Origin of the sequence: Microbacterium sp. P26 (genome assembly GCF_023712585.1) — a bacterium.
Classification (GTDB): Bacteria; Actinomycetota; Actinomycetes; order Actinomycetales; family Microbacteriaceae; genus Microbacterium; species Microbacterium algihabitans_A.
On sequence record NZ_JAMAXZ010000003.1, the window covers coordinates 118,736 to 136,476 of the forward strand.

The window sequence follows — 17,741 nt, forward strand, 5'->3', positions numbered from 1 at the left end:
CAGGGGGATAGTTTGTTCAAGACGAGAGGACACATCACGTGATGGATGCAGCCACCAAGCGCCGCCGAGTACTGCTGAAGCTGTCGGGGGAGGCGTTCGGCGGAGGCCAGTTGGGCGTGAACCCCGACGTCGTCAGCCAGATCGCCCGAGAGATCGCCGAGGCGACGGACCGCGTCGAGATCGCGATCGTCGTGGGCGGGGGCAACTTCTTCCGCGGCGCCGAGCTCAGCCAGCGCGGCATGGACCGCGGGCGCGCCGACTACATGGGCATGCTGGGCACGGTCATGAACGCCCTCGCCCTGCAGGACTTCCTCGAGCAGGCCGGAGCCGCCACGCGCGTGCAGTCGGCCATCTCGATGACCCAGGTCGCCGAGCCCTACATTCCGCGCCGCGCGATGCGCCACCTCGAGAAGGGCCGCGTCGTCATCTTCGGCGCCGGTGCGGGCCTGCCCTACTTCTCCACCGACACCGTGGCGGCCCAGCGTGCGCTCGAGATCGGCGCGACCGAGGTGCTCGTGGCGAAGAACGGTGTTGACGGCGTCTACACCGCCGACCCGCGGACCGACCCCTCGGCCACCAAGCTCGACCACGTGACCTACGGCGACGCCCTGCAGAAGGGCCTCAAGGTCGTCGACTCGACCGCGTTCAGCCTCTGCATGGACAACGGAATGGACATGCGGGTGTTCGGCATGGAGCCGGCCGGTAACGTCACCCAGGCGCTGCTCGGCGAGACGATGGGCACCCTCGTCACCGCGTGACGCGCCGCGCGCGGGCCCGGGGAGCCGGGCTCGCGCGCGACTAGACTGAGAAGCCAGTTCCAACGAATGGAGTCACCGTGATCGCCGATGTCCTCGCCGAAGCCGGAGCGCGCATGGATCGCGCCGTCGAGGCCGCCAAGGAGGACTTCGCGACCGTCCGCACCGGACGCGCGAACCCCCAGATGTTCCAGAAGGTCCTGGTCGACTACTACGGGTCGCCGACCCCGCTGGCGCAGCTCGCGTCGCTGAACAACCCCGAGGCTCGCACCCTCGTCATCAACCCCTACGACAAGTCCGCGTTGAAGGCCATAGAACAGGCCATCCGCGACATGCCGAACCTCGGGGTGAACCCCACGAACGACGGCACCATCGTGCGCGTCACCATGCCCGAGCTCACCCAGGACCGCCGCAAGGAGTACGTCAAGATCGTGCGCGGCAAGGGCGAAGACGCCAAGGTGCAGGTGCGCAACCTCCGCCGCAAGGCGAAGGACGACCTCGACGCCCTCAAGAGCGACGTCGGCGAAGACGAACTCGTCCGCGCCGAGAAGGAGCTCGACACCGTCACGCGCACCCACGTCGATCAGATCGACGAGGCTCTCAAGCGCAAAGAGGCCGAGCTTCTCGAGGTCTGACCCCCATGCCCGACGCCCCTGAGATTGGCGACACCGGACCCCTCGACAAGCGCGGGACCCGTCGTGCCGAGTCGGCTCGGCGTGCGCCGGTCACGGGTGAGAACGCCACCGCCATCGAAGCGCAGCTGCGTGCGATGCGCACGGACGCGGAGCGCAACATCGCCCACGCCCGTGCGGAGTTCGACCAGGCCAACGAGCGCCTGAAGCAGCGCACCGGCCGCGACCTCATCGTCGCGACGCTCATCGGTGTCGCGATCGGCGCGATCGTCGTCGCCTCGCTGATCTTCGTGAAGTGGCTGTTCGTGCTGTTCGCCGCCACCGCGATGGTGCTGGGCGTGCTGGAGTTCTCGCGCGCCCTGCAGGTCGCCGGCCGCAAGGTCGACGTCGCCCCGCAGCTCGCGATGGGCTTCCTGCTGCTGCTCAGCGGGTTCTTCCTCGGGCCGTGGGTGCACTGGATCGCCCTGCTGGTGGCCATCGCGGTCGTCATCGTCTGGCGTCTCACCGCCCAGATGTTCGCCGACGACGGGCGCGCGCACATCGAGGTCATCGGCGACGTGCTCGTCGCCTCATTCGTGCAGCTGTACGTGCCCTTCCTCACCTCGCTCGCGACGATCCTGCTCGCGCAGCCGCGCGGTGAGTGGTGGGTGCTGGCGTTCCTCATCCTCGCAGTGGCCGCCGACACCGGCGCCTACGTCTCGGGCCTGACGTTCGGCCGGGGCGGACGGCATCCGATGGCCCCTCGCATCAGCCCGAAGAAGACCTGGGAAGGCTTCGCCGGCGCGTGCGCCGCCGCCCTGATCGCCGGTGCTCTGCTCGCGGTGTTCATGCTGCAGGTGCCGTGGTGGGCCGGGTTGATCTTCGGCGCCGTCGTGCTCGCCACAGCGACCGTGGGCGACCTCGGGGAGTCGATGGTCAAGCGCGACCTCGGCATCAAGGACATGAGCTCGTGGCTGCCCGGCCACGGCGGGGTGCTCGACCGCCTCGACTCGATCCTGCCGTCGGCCACGGCCGCGCTGGCGCTGTACTACCTGCTCGCCCCGTTGGGAGTGTCATGAGCGAGACCCCGATCCACGACCGTGCGGCCGCGACGCCGTTCCCCACCGTGACCGGGCGGGCGCAGGGCTACGAGAAGCGCGCCGTCGACGCCTTCCTCGCCAAGGCCCGCGAGGCCTTCGAGCAGGACGAGACCGGGACTCTCCGCTCCTCCGAGATCCGTGCCGTCGCCTTCCCGCTCGTGAAGGGCGGGTACGCCGTGCACGCGGTCGATGCGGCCCTCGGGCGGGTCGAAGACGCCTTCGCCGCGCGCGAGCGCGAGCACGCGCTGTCGCGCTTGGGTGCGCGCGCCTGGGTCGCCGAGACCCGCGACACGGCGCAGGTGGTGCTCGACAGGTTGCAGCGCCCGCGCGGCGAACGCTTCGAGCGCGTCGGCTGGATGCATTTCGGGTACCGCGTCGACGAGGTCGACGTCGTCGCCGATCGCGTGGCACGCTATCTCGCCGCGGGTGATCCCGTGACGGCCGAGCAGGTGCGCGCCGTCGCCTTCCGTCTGCAGCGCGGGGGATACCGCGAGACCCAGGTCGACGCCGTGCTCGACGCCGTCGTCGAAGTCATGCTCGCCGTCGGATGAGCCGCGCGGATGGCAGCCGTCGCGATGCGTCGGTAGAATCGGCGTCACTGTGACTTCTGGTTCGGAACTCTCGCGTGCATCGTCCCGCCGCGTCGCCCGTCGGGGCGGCTCGGCCGGCGACGTGGTGCCCCCGGCCCTCCCGCGCCGCACCGCCCCGCGGTGGTCGCGTCGTCGCGGCGTCGTCGGTGTGTTCGGCGCCTGCGCCGCGGTGCTGTTCGCCGCGGCCTACGTCGGCCCGATGGGCGCCGCTCTGCAGCCTGCCCAGGCCGAGGGCCCCAAGACGGTCACGCTGTACGCCCAGGGTCTCGACGACGTGCAGTCGGTGTCGACCACGGGCGAGAAGCAGGCTCCGTCGCTCGAGCGCTCCAGCTACAACGTGTACGTGAAGCCGAAGCCGACGCCGACCCCCACGCCGACGCCGTCGGGCTCGAAGAAGTCGGGCTCCGGTTCGGGCTCGTCCTCGGGCGGGGGTGGTCAGGTGAAGTACAGCGGCGGCGGCGCTCCCGCCGACTGGATGGCCGCGGCCGGCATCTCCGAGGCCGACATGGGCTACGTCGACTACATCGTGAGCCGCGAGAGCGGCTGGAACCCCAACGCGACCAACCGCTCGTCGGGTGCCTGTGGTCTCGTGCAGGCCCTGCCCTGCAGCAAGGTGCCCGGCAACGGGTACGACCCGGTCGACAACCTCCGCTGGGGCACGGGCTACGCCGTGGGCCGCTACGGCAGCTGGGCGAAAGCGTACGCCTTCTGGACCAGCAACCACTGGTGGTGAGCGGCGCCGATGCCCCGCTCCCGTAAGCGGCGTCCCGATCCGGGCCGCGGCGATGAGTCGCTCGATCGCCTCATCGCCGGCTGGAAGCGCACCGAGGTCAAGCGCGGCGTCGAGTGGACCGTGCAGCCGATCTCGGCCCCGCAGGCGCAGAAGGAATACCTCTGCCCGGGATGCGGGCGAACGGTTGCCGTCGGGACCGCCCACGTCGTCATCTGGCGCGCCGATGGCGTGCTCGGCGACGCCGCCGACCTCGCGGCACGCAGACATTGGCACACGCACTGTTGGAGGATCGCCTGATGGAGATTCGCGGACCCGTCCTTCTTCCCGCTCGGCGCGAGGAGATCGAACTGCGCACGGTCGACGAGCTGACCCTCGTCGGCGAACTCGCCCTTCCCGCGGACCGCGACCCGGTCGCGACGCTGGTGACCCTGCATCCGCTCCCCACCGCCGGCGGCTTCATGGACTCGCACATCCTGCGCAAGGCGGCGGGCCGGCTGCCGGCCCTGGCCGATCTGGCGGTCCTGCGGTTCAACACCCGCGGCACCACCTCGCCGCGCGGGACGAGCGAGGGCTCGTTCGACGGAGGCGCGGCCGAGTGCTTCGACGTCGCCGCTGCCGTCGATTTCGCGCGTGAGCGCGGCCTCCCGCGACCCTGGCTGGTCGGCTGGTCGTTCGGCACCGAGCTCGCGCTGAAGTACGGCCGCGATCACGACATCGAGGGCGTCATTCTGCTCTCGCCACCCCTGCACCGCGCCACGGCCGACGAGGTGGCGGCATGGGCGGGAGACGCGCGGCGCATGGTCGTGCTCGTTCCGGAGTTCGACGACTACCTGCGGCCCGACGAGGCCCGTGAGCGCTTCGCGTCGGTTCCGGATGCCACGCTCATCGCCGTCGAGGGCGCCAAGCACCTGTGGGTCGGTGAGACCCAGACGCGACGCGTCCTCACCGAGATCGTCGCCGCGGTGAACCCCGACGCTCTGCCGTTGCCGGTCGAGTGGGACGGCCCCCTCGCCGACTGAGTCGGCGGCTCAGCGTTCGTTCTGCCGCGGGATGATGACCTCGCGGTAGATGATGAGGACGCTCGCGGCGACCGGGATCGCGATGAGCGCGCCGAGCAGGTTGAGCAGCGCGCCACCGGCGAGGGCGGCGATGACGACGACCGAACCGGGCACCGACACCGCGCGGTTCATGATGCGCGGCGAGATCACGTAGGCCTCGATCTGCATGTAGACGAGGTAGTAGATCAGCGCGATGAGCGCCGTGGTCGGCGAGCCGGGGCCCGGCAGCAGGCACGTCAGCACGATGATCGTCGAGCCGGTCAGGGTTCCCACCAGCGGAATGAGCGAGAAGAAGAACGCCACCACGGCCAGCACCGCGGGGAACGGCGCGCCGATGATCGACAGGAAGATCGCGCTGAGCACACCGTTGATCACGCCGAGGCTGACCTGGCCCATGACGTAGTAGCCGACCGAGTCGGTGATCTTCTCGGCCAGCTCGATGAAGCGCGCGCGCTTGGAGGCGGGCACGAGCTGGTACACGGCCGACTTCAGCGACGGTGTGGATGCCGTGAAGTAGATCGTCAGGATCAGGATGATGAAGGCGCCGCCCAGGCCCGCCGCGACCGCGCCGGCGCCCGTGAGCAGGCTGTTGCCGACCAGCGTCGAGATCGACCCGACGTCGAGCGTCGAGAACCACCGCTGCACACTCGCCCAGACGTCGTCGATTTTGAGCCAGGGGAGCGTCTGCGAGAACCAGGTCTGCACGTTGAAGACGATCTCGTTCCACGCGCCGGGCTGCAGCAGCTGCTCGATCTGTCCGACGAGCTGGGCGATCTGTCCAACGATGATCGGCACGATCATGAACACGATGCCGACGAAGACGCCCAGCACGGCGAGGATGGTCACCAGGACGGCCGCCCAGCGGGGGAGCCCACGGCGCTCGAGGAACGACACCACGGGATCGAGGCCGAGCGAGAGGAACAACGCCGTGCCGACGTAGAGCAGGATCGTCGACAGGCTCTGCACGCTGCCGATCACGAGCAGGCCGACGCCGACACCGAGCGTTGCGAGCAACGCGACCCGGAACGGGTTGTGGATCTTCATGGGAACGACTCCCGCCTCAGTCGGGCGGTCGTGCCCGTGTGGTCAGGATACTGAGCACGGAGCCTGCGGAGCGTACGACGGGCCTCGCCGAGAACTTTCAGACGCCCTCGGATAGTCTGAAACGTCGATTCTTCGGTGGCGTCCGAGCCACCGGTGGGGATGGTGTGAAGCGTGAGATTCGTCTGGGCCGTGGTGGCGTTCGTCATCGCCGCCGCCATGATCGGTGCGGGCATCGCCCAGCGCACGGTTTTCCAGGGTCCGTCCGAGGCATCGGCGAACGTGCAGACCGATGGGAGCGAGGCCTACACGCTGATCGACGGTTCGGTTCTGACGAGCGTCCCCGGCGCGCAGACCCTTCGTGTCGAGGGCGACGGCGAGGTTTTCGCCTCCTACGGCCGCACCGCCGACATGAAGGCGTGGCTGGCCGACGTGCCGTACACCGCGGTGACCGTCGACGGTGAGGGCACGGTGCAGACCGCGACGGTCGAGCCGACCGTGACCCCGGCGTCCGACGCCGCCGCCGGACGCAGTCCCGTCGACTCCGACCTGTGGCTCGACGAGTACGAGCAGACCGGGTCGCTTTCGACGACGCTGCAGCTGCCCTCCGACATGAGCGTGCTCGTGGCATCCGACGGCACCGCTCCCGCCCCCTCGAACATCAGCGTGACCTGGCCCATCGACAACTCGACCCCGTGGGCCGGCCCCCTGATCGTCGGCGGTGGCGTCGTGCTGTTCATCGGCGTCGTGCTGTACGTGCTCGGCATTCTGCACGTCCGTCGTCGTCGTCGCCCGCGCCGCAAGGGTCTGCCCCTGCCGGTCACCGAGCCCATCTCGACCGTCGACGCGGATGCCGAGGCCAAGGGCGTGGTCAGCCGATCGCGCCGCGGCGGCGCCCGCCGTGCCCTGATCGCGGTGCCCGCACTCGGGGTCTCGGTGGCGCTGATGGCCGGGTGCTCGGCCGACGCCTGGCCCCAGCTGGCCGCGACGGAGACACCGAGTCCGACGCCCACCGTGATCGTTCCCGAGGGGCAGTTCCCGCCGGCCGTGACCGAGGCGCAGGCTCAGCGCATCGTCTCGCGCGTGTCGAGCACGGTGGCCGAAGCCGACGCCGCCCTCGACGCGAACGCGGCGAGCCAGCGCCTGGCCGGCCCCGCTCTCGCCGAGCGTCAGACCAACTACACGCTGCGTGCCGCGCTGAGCGATCGTCCCGCCCTTCCGGCGATCCCGGCAGAGCCCGTCCAGATCGTGTTGCCGCAGACCACCGCCGCTTGGCCCCGCACGGTGATGACGGTGGTGGAGTCGGCGGATGCCGCGACGCCCACCACGACGATCATGATGCTGACGCAGGACTCGCCCTGGGACGAATACAAGGCGTCGTACGTCGGCAACCTGGAGGCCTCGACCAACCTCCCCGAGCTCGCCGCCCCCTACGTCGGTGCGACCCAGGTGCCGCCGGACTCGTCGTTCCTCGTGCTCGCTCCGGACAAGGTCGCCGCGGCCTACGCCGACATCATCAACAACGGTGACAAGAGTGCGTCGTACGCCACCTTCGACACCGCCAACGACCTGCTGCTCAGCGCGATCCAGGCGAACAAGACGCAGCGCACCGACGAGCTCAACCAGACCGGTGCCGGCACCGCGCAGATCAGCTTCTCGGCCTCCGCGGGTCCGGCGACGCCGATCGCCCTCGCCACGCTCGACACCGGCGCGATCGTCGCCGTCAACGTGTACGAGAGCGACACGGCCAAGCCCACCAATGCCGACGCCGTGATCAAGCTCGACAACAACCCCGCGGTCAAGGCACTGACCGGCGTCGACCAGTCGGCGACCGGCTTCACCACGACCTACTCCGACCAGGTGTTCTTCTACGTGCCCAGCCAGGGCTCCGACGAGCAGATCCGCCTGCTCGGCTACCGTTCCAGCCTCCTCGAAGCGAAGGTGTCCCCGTGAGCACTCCCGCCCCCGGCTCCGTCATGCGCGGTGCCGTCGACCTCTCGTCGTTGCGCAACCGCCCGCAGCCTCCCGCCGCACCCGCCGCCGGCGCCCCGGCCGCCCCGGCCCCCGCGGGCGGAGCGAGCCCGCTCGTGTTCGACGTCACCGACGCGTCGTTCGGAGAGGTGCTCGAGCTCTCGCGCACGGTGCCGGTCGTCATCGACCTCTGGGCCGAGTGGTGCGGTCCGTGCAAGCAGCTGAGCCCCGTGCTCGAGAAGGTCGTCATCGAACTCGGCGGCCGCCTGGTGCTCGCCAAGGTCGACGTCGACGCCAACCCGCAGCTGGCGCAGGGCTTCCGCGCGCAGTCGATCCCGATGGTGCTGGCCCTCGTCGCCGGGCAGCCCGTTCCGCTGTTCACCGGGGCGGTGCCCGAGCAGCAGGTGCGCGACGTGTTCGCCCAGTTGCTGCAGCTGGCCGCGCAGCACGGCGTCACCGGAACGGTGCCGGTAGACGGCGTCACCGACGACGTCGCGCCCGAGGAGCCGCCGCTGCCCCCGCTGCACGCCGAGGCCTTCGCCGCGATCGAGGAGGGCGACTACGCCCGCGCGATCACCGCGTACGAGAAGGCCCTCGCCGAGAACCCGCGCGACGCCGACGCTCGCGCAGGCCTCGGCCAGGTGCGCCTGCTCGATCGGGTGCAGGGCGCTGACCTGCAGGCCACGCGCGACGCCGCGGCCGCCGAGCCGACCGGTCTCGATGCGCAGTTCCTCGTGGCCGACCTCGACGTGGTCGGCGGTCATGTCGACGACGCGTTCGGTCGACTGCTCGACCTCTTCCAGGCGCTGCCGGCTGATGACCGCGCTCCGGTGCGCGAGCGCCTGCTCGAGCTGTTCGGTCTCGTCGGCGACGACGACGCGCGCGTCATCCGGGCTCGTGCCCGTCTGGCCTCGCTGCTGTTCTGACGCAAGACAACGGCCCCGTTCCTCCTCCGAGAGGGCGGGGCCGTTTGCTTCGGCGGCTGCCCCCGCGCGGACATGAACGCTTCCGGCGTGCATGAACGCGAGGAGAAAGTGCCGGATCCGGGAGCCCGGGCAGCACCGGGCAGGGTACGCAAGCCCCGACCCGCGAGAATGGGTCGAGGCCTTCGCTTCGTGCGGACTCAGCTGCCGGCGCGGTGGTGCAACCAGAGCACACCCAGCGGCGGGATGGTCAGCGTCGCGCTGCCCCTCGCGTCGGTGACGACGGCACCGAGATTGCCCTGGCCCGAACCGCCGAAGGCCTCCGCGTCACTGTTGAGTACCTCGGTCCACGTTCCGGCCTCGGGCAGGTCGAGCGGGAAGTCGCCGAGCGGCACTCCCGAGAAGTTGCACACGACCGCGACCGTGTTGCCGTGGTGGTCGCGGCGGGCGAATGCCAGCACGTTCGGGTTCCACGCGGGTGCGCCCAAGCGGGAGAACGCTGCTCCGTCGTGGTCGCGCGACCACAGAGGAGCCTGATCCTTGTACACGCGGTTGAGCTCGGCGACGAAGTCGTGCAGCTGCGCGTGCGAGGGCTGGTCGAGCATCCACCAGTCGATGCTGCGCGACTCCGACCACTCGGACATCTGGCCGAACTCCTGGCCCATGAACAGCAGCTGCTTGCCGGGGTGGCCCCACATGTACGCCAGGAACGCGCGCATGTTCGCGAGCTTCTGCCAGTGGTCGCCCGGCATGCGCCCGAAGAGGCTGCCCTTGCCGTGCACGACCTCGTCGTGGCTGATCGGCAGGACGAAGTTCTCGCTGAACGAGTACACGAACGAGAACGACAGCTCCCCCTCATGGTGCGAGCGGTACATCGGATCGCGCCCGATGTACTGCAGCGAGTCGTTCATCCAGCCCATGTTCCACTTGAAGCCGAAGCCGAGGCCCGCGGCGGAGGTGGGGGCGGTGACGCCGGGGAAGCTGGTCGACTCCTCGGCGATCAGCGCGATGCCGGGGTAGCGCTTGTAGGAGGTCGCGTTGACTTCCTGCAGGAAGCGGATCGCCTCGAGGTTCTCGCGGCCGCCGAACTGGTTGGGCGCCCACTCTCCGTCGTTGCGGGAGTAATCGAGGTAGAGCATGGAGGCCACGGCATCCACGCGCAGACCGTCGACGTGGAACTCCTCGAACCAGTACAGCGCGTTCGCGACGAGGAAGTTGCGCACCTCATTGCGGCCGTAGTCGAAGATGAGCGTGCCCCAGTCCTTGTGCTCGCCGCGACGGGGGTCCGGGTGCTCGTACAGGGCCTCGCCGTCGAAGCGGGCGAGCGCGAAGTCGTCCTTGGGGAAATGGCCGGGGACCCAGTCCATGATCACGCCGATGCCGGCCTGGTGTAGCCGGTCGATCAGGTAGCGGAGGTCGTCGGGATCGCCGAAGCGGCTCGTCGGCGCGTAGTAACCCGACACCTGGTACCCCCACGAGCCACCGAAGGGGTGCTCTGACAACGGCAGGAACTCGACGTGGGTGAACCCCTGCGCGCCGACGTAGTCGATGATCTCGTCGGCGGCGTCGCGGTACGACAGGCCCTGCTTCCACGACCCGAGGTGCAGCTCGTAGATCGACATGGGTCGATCGATCGGCGCGGTGCGCGAGCGCTCGTCGATCCATTCGTCGTCCGCCCAGGCGTACGTCGAATCGGTCACGACGGATGCCGTGGCGGGAGGGACCTCCGCCAGCCGCGCCATCGGGTCGGCCTTCTCGATCCACTGTCCGCCGCGCGTGAGGATCTCGAACTTGTAGCGGGTACCGACGCCGACACCCGGGACGAACAGCTCCCAGACGCCGCTGCCGCCCATCGAGCGCATCGCGTGGCCGGTGCCGTCCCAGCCGTTGAAGTCGCCGATCACGCGGAGTGCCCGAGCGTCGGGCGCCCAGACGGTGAACGCGGTGCCGCTCGAGCCGTCGAGCTCGCGCGGGTGGGCGCCGAGCACGCGCCACAGCTCTTCGTGGCGCCCCTCGGTGATCAGGTGCAGGTCGAGTTCGCCGATCGAGGGGGCGTGGCGGTAGCCGTCGTCGGCGACGTGCTCGCTGCCGTCGTACGACGCGCGCACCGTGTAGGCGCCGGGGTGGGCGTCGACTGTGGCCTCCCAGACGCCGCCGCGCACGTGCGCGAGCGGCACGGTCGAGCCGTCGGCGAGGACCGCGTCGACGTCGTGCGCCAGCGGGCGGCGGGACCGGATGACCCACCCGTCGCTGCTCTCGTGCACGCCCAGCACGCTGTGCGGGTCGTGGTGCGCGCCGTGGGCCACGGCATCGAGGATCTCGGGGGGAAGGGTGCTCATCGGTTCTCCTTGACGTGCAGGATGTGCACGGGCTCGGCGAAGGCGTCGAGGCGCACGAAGTTGTGGTCGGCCCAGGTCCAGACCTGGCCGGTAACGAGGTCTTCGACGTCGTACGACGTTCCGGGCTCGATTCCGAACACGGTGGTGTCGAGGTGCACCGTCGTCTCGCGCGCGGAGTGCGGGTCGACGTTGGCCACGACGATGATCGTGTCGGTCTCACCCGTGGGGGAGAGGGCGGCATCGAGGTGCTTGGAGTACACGAGGATCGCCTCGTCGTCGCTCCAGTGGATGTCGAGGTTGCGCAGCTGACGCAGTGCCGGGTGCGCGCGTCGAGCGGCGTTGAGCATGCGCAGGTAGGGGGCGAGCGAGTCACCCGCGGCTTCAGCCGCCTCCCAGTCGCGGAACTTGTACTCGTACTTCTCGTTGTCGATGTTCTCTTCCGACCCCGGCCGGGCGACGTTCTCGAACAGCTCGTAGCCCGCGTACACACCGTAGGTGGGTGCGGCCGTCGCGGCGATCGCAGCGCGGATCTTGTAGCCGGGGCGCCCGCCGAACTGCAGGTACTCGGTGAGGATGTCGGGCGTGTTGACGAACAGGTTCGGACGGAGGAAGTCGGCGGTGTCGTGGGCGAGTCCGCCGAGGAATTCCTCGAGTTCTTCCTTCGTGTTGCGCCACGCGAAGTAGGTGTAGCTCTGCTGGAACCCGGCCATCGCGAGACCCTGCAGGGGAGCGGGGCGCGTGAAAGCCTCGGCGAGGAAGACCGCACCGGGCTCTTCGGCGCTGACGGTGGCGATGAGCCATTCCCAGAATTGCAGGGGCTTGGTGTGCGGGTTGTCGACGCGAAAGATCGTGACGCCCTGCGCGATCCAGTGCCGCACGACGCGCAGGACCTCGGCGCGGATGCCCTCGGGATCGTTGTCGAAGTTGATCGGGTAGATGTCCTGGTACTTCTTCGGCGGGTTCTCGGCGAACGCGATCGACCCGTCGGGAAGGGTCGTGAACCACTCCGGGTGCTCGGCGACCCACGGGTGGTCGGGCGAGGCCTGCAGCGCGAGGTCGAGCGCGACCTCGATGCCGTTCTCGCGCGCCACGTCGACGAACGCGCGGAAGTCGTCGAGCGTGCCGAGATCGGGGTGGACCGTGTCGTGTCCGCCCGCTGCGCCGCCGATGGCCCACGGCGAGCCGGGGTCTCCGGGCTCGGTGACGAGGGTGTTGTTGGGGCCCTTGCGGTTGGTCTGACCGATCGGGTGGATCGGGGGCAGGTACAGCACGTCGAAGCCCATGCCGGCCACGCCGGGTAGTCGTTCGGCGGCGGTGCGGAACGTGCCGCTGATGACGCTGCCGTCGTCGGCGCGGCGTGCCCCTTCGGAGCGGGGGAAAAATTCGTACCAGGCGCCGACTCCGGCGCGCTCGCGCTCGACGAGGAGCTCGGCGTCTTTGCCGACCGAGACGAGGCCCATCATCGGGCGGGCGTCGAACAGCGCGGCGATGGCGGGGTCGCGCACGATCTGCAGCGCGGTGTCGTCGTGCACGTCGGGGTCGCGCAGCGAGCGCGCCGCGTCGTACAGCAGGTCTTTGTCGCTGCCGGGTCGCTTCTTCTCGCCGCGCGCGCGATCGAAGAGCTGGGCGCCCATCTCGCGCATGAGCGCGGAGTCGACACCCGCGGCGATCTTGAGATCGGCGGCGTGCTCCCACGTGGCGAAGTCGTCGGCGAACGACTCGAAGCGGAAGCGCCAGACGCCCTGTTCGAGGGGCGCGACGAGGGTCGACCACCGGTCGAACCCGTCGTTGAGCGGGCTCAGCCGGTGCAGCGACTCGTCGCCGGAGGGCGAGAACAGCCGCACCTGCACGCCGATGCGGTCGTGACCCTCACGGAAGGCGGTGACGGTGAAGGGCACCGCCTCGCCGACGTAGGCGGAGGGCCGGAAACGCCCTCCGGGAACGCTGGGGTGCGGCAGCGCCATCGGGATGCGCGGTGTGACCACGCTGCGCGTGGTCGGCGTCGGCTTGACCGGACGCACCGGGATCGAGGCGGCGCTGCGCCAGGGCAGCTCGGGCGAAGGCATCGTCGTGGTGGCCACGGTCCGAACCTATCGCGGGCCGCCGACATCGCCGCACGGTTTGCTCCGGCCTTGACAGCGGGCCCGGTTCAGTCGACGCGGAACAGCAGCATCGACGCCCCCGGCACGGGAACCGTGTCGCCGGGGGCATGGCGCTCGGCGGTCTCGACCGGCGTCTCGTCGGCGCTCGACCACAGCGGGACGTACACCGCGCCCTCGATGTCGGGGAGCGTGATCACGGTGTCGGCCTCGGTGCCGTGCACGACGAGCAGCACCCGGTTGGGCGACTCGTCTTCGGGCGTCGAGGTGGCGAGGTACTGCAGAGTGCGGTGCGCCGGGTCGTTCCAGCGCTCGCTCGACATCGTCTCGCCCCGCTCGTCGAACCACTCCATCACCGACGCCGAGGGGATCACCTCGCCGAGCCGCGCGAACCGCTGGGGGCGCAACGCCGGGTTGTCGCGGCGCAGGCTCAGCAGGCGCCGCGTGTGCGCGAACAGGTGCTCCTGCCACGGGGCCAGGTCCCACGACAGCCACGTGAGGGCGGAGTCGTGGCAGTAGGCGTTGTTGTTGCCGCGCTGCGTGCGACCCATCTCATCGCCCGCCGTGATCATCGGCACGCCCGCCGACAGCAGCAGCGTGCCCATCAGATTGCGCATGGCCTTGCGGCGGGTGGCGAGCACGCGCTCGTCGCTCGTGCTCCCCTCGGCTCCGTGGTTGAACGAGCGGTTGGTGTCGGCGCCGTCGCGGTTCTGCTCGCCGTTGCCGAGGTTGTGCTTGACGTCGTACGAGACGAGGTCGCGCAGGGTGAACCCGTCGTGCGCGGTGACGAAGTTCACGCTCGCCAGGGGCCCGCGTTCCTCGCTGAAGGTGTTCGACGACCCCGCCAGGCGCGTGGCGAAGCCGCCCACGCCGACGGGGGCGGTGTCGGCGCGGCGGGCGTAGTCGATGTCGCTGAGCCAGAAGTTGCGCACGCGGTCGCGGTAGCGGTCGTTCCACTCCAGCCAGCCCTCGCCGAAGTTTCCCGTCTGCCAGCCGCCCATGCCGACGTCCCACGGCTCGGCGATGAGCTTCGCGCCCGTCAGCGACGGATCCTCCCGGATCGCGGTCAGAAGCGGATGCGCCGGATCGAACGAGTGGCGGGCGTCGCGCCCCAGCGTGACGGCGAGGTCGAAACGGAACCCGTCGACCTGCACCTCGTCGCTCCAGTACCGCAACGAGTCCAGAACGAGGCGCGCAGCGGCATCCGTCGACGTGTTCACCGCGTTGCCGCATCCGGTCTCGTCGATGTAGACGCCTTCGTCGGTCTGGCGGTAGTAGGCGCGGTTGTCGATGCCGCGCAGGCTCGTGCGGGGGCCGCCGATGCCCTCTTCGGAGGTGTGGTTGTAGACGACGTCGAGCAGCACCTCGAGCCCGGCCTCGTGCAGGAGCTTCACCATGCCCTTGAACTCGCGCAGGACCGCCTCGGGTCCCTCGGCGCGGCTCGCGGCGGTCGCGTACGGCGCGTGCGGGGTGAAGAAGTTGAGGGAGTTGTAGCCCCAGTAATTGGCGAGTCCCAGCTGCAGCAGGCGCGGCTCGGTCGCGAACGCGTGCACCGGCAGCAGCTCGACGCTGGTCACGCCGAGCGAGAGCAGGTGGTCGATCATCGCGGGGTGCGCGAGGCCCGCGTAGGTGCCGTGCAGGGCCGGGGGGATGAACGGATGCCGCTTGGTCAGGCCCTTCACATGCCCTTCGTAGATCACCGTGCGGTCGAGGGGGATCCGCGGCTTCTGCGACGAGCCCCAGTCGAACGAACCGTCGACGACCACCGAGCGCCAGTCGCCGTAGCTGCCCGAGACCAGACCGCGCGAGTAGGGCTCGACGAGCAGGGACTGCGGGTTGAAGGTGTGCCCGGGCCCGTGCGGACCGCCCACGCGGATGGCGTACCGCGCCCCGGGGCGCAGGAGGGAGGAGGACGCCTCGAAGACGCCTCCGCCGACGGGGGTCATGGGGATGGTCTCGGTCGCCCAGTCGAGGTCGACCTCGTCGAAGATCAGCAGCTGCATGGCATCCGCCGCTCCCGACCAGACGCGGAGCGTGCCGCCGTCGGGACCCAGGCGCACGCCCAGGTCGTCGAGGGTCGGGCTCAGCAGCCCGGGGCGGGCGGAGGCGCGGACGGGCAGGGCAGTCTCGGGTCGGACCATGCGTCATAGGCTAGTCACCGCGGCAGGCGAAACCGGGAGGGCGTGAATGCGGGTATACCTCGATCACGCGGCGACGACCCCGCTGCGGCCCGAGGCGCGCGATGCGTGGCTCGCGGCGCACGAGGTGCTCGGCAATCCGTCGTCGATCCACGGCGCGGGACAGCAGGCCCGCCGCCTGCTCGAGGACGCCCGCGAGAGCCTCGCCGCGGTGCTCGGCTGCCAGCCGATCGAGGTCGTGTTCACCTCGGGCGGCACCGAGGCCGCGAACCTCGCGCTGAAGGGTTTGTGGTGGTCGCGCGCCGAGGGCGCAGACGCGGTGGTGCTGCCCGACGGAGAGCACCACGCGACCCTCGACGTGGTCCAGTGGCTCGCGTCGGCCGAGGGGGCGACGGTACGCCCCGTCGCGCTCGATGAGGGCGGCCGCATCGTGCCCGAGGTCTTCGCCGCGGCTCTCCCGGGTGCCGCGCTCGCGACGGCGCTCGTGGCCAACAACGAGGTCGGGACGATCCAGGATGCCGCGGGCCTGGCCTCGGCGGCCGCCGCGGCGGGAGTCCCGCTGCACCTCGACGCGGTGTCGGCCCTCGGCCAGATCCCCGTGGACTTCGCGGCGTGGCGCGGCGCCGGGTCGGCGGCATCCGGACTCGTGACCATGTCGGTGTCGGCCCACAAGGTCGGCGGACCCGTGGGCGTCGGAGCGGCCGTGGTGTCGCGACATGCGCGCCTCACCCCGCTCGTGCACGGCGGCGGCCAGCAGCGGAGCCTGCGCGCGGGAACCCAGGACGTCGCGGGGGCGGCCGCCTTCGCTGCGGCGGCGACCGTCGCCGAGATCGAGCGCGAGGCCGAGTCCGAGCGTCTGCGCGGGCTGCGCGATCGTCTGATCGCCGGGATCCGCGCGGGGGTCCCGGCCGCACGGCTGCTCGGCGACCCGACGGATCGTCTGCCCGGCAACGCGCACGTGCTGTTCCCGGATGCCGCGGGCGAGACGTTGCTGTTCCTCCTCGACATGCACGGCTTCGCCGTCTCCACCGGGTCGGCGTGCCAGGCCGGGGTCGCCGAGCCGTCGCACGTCGTGCTCGCCCTCGGTCTCGACGAGCGCGCGGCGCGGTCGGTGCTGCGTTTCACCCTCGGGCGCACCTCCACCGCCGAAGACGTCGACGCTCTTCTCGCCCGCCTGCCCGAGGTGTACGCCCGGGCTGTGGCATCCGGCATGGCATCCGGAGCCCCGTCCGGCGCTCGTCCAGACCGGGCTTCGTAGACTGGCTGCATGCGAGTTCTTGCGGCGATGAGCGGTGGAGTCGACTCCGCGGTGGCTGCGGCCCGCGCGGTCGAGGCGGGTCACGACGTGGTCGGCGTGCATCTGGCGCTCTCGCGCGCCGGGGGCACGCTCCGGGCCGGCAGCCGCGGCTGCTGCACGATCGAAGACGCGATGGACGCCCGCCGCGCCGCCGACAAGCTCGGCATGCCGTTCTACGTGTGGGACTTCTCGGAGCGCTTCCGCGACGACGTGATCGACGACTTCGTGTCGGAGTACCGTGCCGGGCGCACGCCCAACCCCTGCATGCGCTGCAACGAGAAGATCAAGTTCGCCGCCCTCCTCGAGCGCGCGGTCGAGCTCGGCTTCGACGCGGTGTGCACGGGCCACTACGCCACGCTCGTCGACACGCCCGAGGGGCGCGAGCTGCACCGGGCCTCCGACAACGCCAAAGACCAGTCGTACGTGCTGGGAGTGCTCACCGCCGAGCAGCTCGCGCACACGTACTTCCCGCTCGGCTCGACCCCCTCGAAGGCGCTCGTGCGCGCCGAGGCGGAGGAGCGCGGACTCTCGGTCGCGCAGAAGCCCGACAGCCACGACATCTGCTTCATCCCCGACGGCGACACGCGCGGCTGGCTCGCCGACAAGGTGGGTGCGGAGCGCGGCGAGATCCTCGACCGCACCGGAGCCGTGGTGGGCACGCACGAGGGAGCGCACGCCTTCACCGTGGGCCAGCGCCGCGGCCTGCAGCTCGGGGTGCCCGCCGCCGACGGCAAGCCGCGCTTCGTGCTCGAGGTGCGCCCCATCAACAACACCGTCGTGGTCGGGCCGAAAGAGGCGCTCGCGTGCTCCGAGATCGCGGGGGAGCGCTTCACCTGGGCAGGTCGGGCTCCGGATGCCGACTCCTTCGCGTGCGACGTGCAGATCCGCGCCCACGCCGACCCGGTGCCGGCGTTCGCATCGATGTCCGACGGTCTGCTGACGGTGCGTCCCGCAACGCCGTTCGACGGCGTCGCGCCCGGACAGACAGCCGTGCTCTACGACGGGACGCGCGTGATCGGTCAGTTCACGATCGACCGCACGGTGTCGGCGGTGCCGGTCGAGGTCTGAGGCGGCTTCTCTCCGCAC

At 70.4% G+C, this 17,741-nt stretch carries 15 protein-coding genes; 11 read left to right on the top strand and 4 right to left on the bottom strand.

The genetic code is table 11. The annotated features are described in order from the left end of the window. Positions 1 to 41 precede the first annotated feature (41 nt). The 7 genes from pyrH to M3667_RS07105 all read left to right on the top strand — a co-directional run bounded on the left by pyrH (position 42) and on the right by M3667_RS07105 (position 4,808). A complete protein-coding gene (gene pyrH / locus M3667_RS07075) occupies positions 42 to 758 on the top strand; it encodes a UMP kinase (RefSeq protein WP_186325582.1) in 717 nt (238 codons plus the stop codon). Positions 759 to 835: 77 nt separating this feature from the next. After that, positions 836 to 1,390: a ribosome recycling factor gene (gene frr, locus M3667_RS07080; protein WP_144834956.1), complete on the top strand. Its 555-nt coding sequence runs from the start codon at positions 836 to 838 to the stop codon at positions 1,388 to 1,390. A gap of 5 nt (positions 1,391 to 1,395) precedes the next feature. After that, positions 1,396 to 2,445, top strand: a complete 1,050-nt coding sequence (locus M3667_RS07085; protein WP_251506781.1) for a phosphatidate cytidylyltransferase — start codon at positions 1,396 to 1,398, stop codon at positions 2,443 to 2,445. Then, positions 2,442 to 3,017 carry a DivIVA domain-containing protein gene (locus M3667_RS07090; protein WP_251506784.1) on the top strand — a complete coding sequence of 192 codons (576 nt, stop codon included), beginning with the start codon at positions 2,442 to 2,444 and terminating at the stop codon, positions 3,015 to 3,017. Before M3667_RS07085 ends, M3667_RS07090 begins: the two co-directional genes overlap by 4 nt. 49 nt (positions 3,018 to 3,066) lie before the next feature. Further along, positions 3,067 to 3,789: a transglycosylase SLT domain-containing protein gene (locus tag M3667_RS07095; RefSeq protein ID WP_308196439.1), complete on the top strand. Its 723-nt coding sequence runs from the start codon at positions 3,067 to 3,069 to the stop codon at positions 3,787 to 3,789. 9 nt (positions 3,790 to 3,798) lie between these two features. Continuing rightward, entirely contained in the window at positions 3,799 to 4,086 is a 288-nt protein-coding gene (locus M3667_RS07100) for a hypothetical protein (RefSeq protein WP_251506817.1), read from the top strand. Beyond that, entirely contained in the window at positions 4,086 to 4,808 is a 723-nt protein-coding gene (locus tag M3667_RS07105; protein WP_251506819.1) for an alpha/beta hydrolase, read from the top strand. The genes M3667_RS07100 and M3667_RS07105 overlap by 1 nt, the downstream gene beginning before the upstream one ends. A gap of 9 nt (positions 4,809 to 4,817) precedes the next feature. Here the strand turns inward: M3667_RS07105 and M3667_RS07110 are convergent, their stop codons facing one another. Beyond that, positions 4,818 to 5,891 carry an AI-2E family transporter gene (locus M3667_RS07110; RefSeq protein WP_251506822.1) on the bottom strand — a complete coding sequence of 358 codons (1,074 nt, stop codon included), beginning with the start codon at positions 5,889 to 5,891 and terminating at the stop codon, positions 4,818 to 4,820. 171 nt (positions 5,892 to 6,062) lie between these two features. Between M3667_RS07110 and M3667_RS07115 the strand changes: the two genes are divergently transcribed. Both M3667_RS07115 and M3667_RS07120 read left to right on the top strand, forming a co-directional pair. Continuing rightward, positions 6,063 to 7,841 (top strand): glycosyl transferase, encoded by a 1,779-nt coding sequence (locus M3667_RS07115; protein ID WP_251506825.1) that lies wholly within the window; start codon positions 6,063 to 6,065, stop codon positions 7,839 to 7,841. Beyond that, complete coding sequence (locus M3667_RS07120) at positions 7,838 to 8,785, top strand: tetratricopeptide repeat protein (RefSeq protein WP_251506828.1); 948 nt, start codon at positions 7,838 to 7,840, stop codon at positions 8,783 to 8,785. Before M3667_RS07115 ends, M3667_RS07120 begins: the two co-directional genes overlap by 4 nt. A gap of 197 nt (positions 8,786 to 8,982) precedes the next feature. Here the strand turns inward: M3667_RS07120 and glgB are convergent, their stop codons facing one another. The 3 genes from glgB to glgX form a co-directional block, all read right to left on the bottom strand. Next, positions 8,983 to 11,121 carry a 1,4-alpha-glucan branching protein GlgB gene (glgB, locus tag M3667_RS07125; RefSeq protein ID WP_251506830.1) on the bottom strand — a complete coding sequence of 713 codons (2,139 nt, stop codon included), beginning with the start codon at positions 11,119 to 11,121 and terminating at the stop codon, positions 8,983 to 8,985. After that, the gene (locus M3667_RS07130; protein WP_251507519.1) at positions 11,118 to 13,085 is read right to left on the bottom strand and encodes a maltotransferase domain-containing protein; all 1,968 of its coding nucleotides are present in this window, start codon (positions 13,083 to 13,085) and stop codon (positions 11,118 to 11,120) included. The genes glgB and M3667_RS07130 overlap by 4 nt, the downstream gene beginning before the upstream one ends. Before the next feature lie 185 nt (positions 13,086 to 13,270). After that, positions 13,271 to 15,361, bottom strand: coding sequence for a glycogen debranching protein GlgX (gene glgX, locus M3667_RS07135; RefSeq protein WP_251506832.1), 2,091 nt, complete (start codon positions 15,359 to 15,361; stop codon positions 13,271 to 13,273). 46 nt (positions 15,362 to 15,407) lie between these two features. Between glgX and M3667_RS07140 the strand changes: the two genes are divergently transcribed. Continuing rightward, the gene (locus M3667_RS07140; RefSeq protein ID WP_251506835.1) at positions 15,408 to 16,616 is read left to right on the top strand and encodes a cysteine desulfurase family protein; all 1,209 of its coding nucleotides are present in this window, start codon (positions 15,408 to 15,410) and stop codon (positions 16,614 to 16,616) included. 9 nt (positions 16,617 to 16,625) lie between these two features. After that, positions 16,626 to 17,723 (top strand): tRNA 2-thiouridine(34) synthase MnmA, encoded by a 1,098-nt coding sequence (gene mnmA / locus M3667_RS07145; RefSeq protein WP_251506838.1) that lies wholly within the window; start codon positions 16,626 to 16,628, stop codon positions 17,721 to 17,723. Positions 17,724 to 17,741 lie beyond the last annotated feature (18 nt).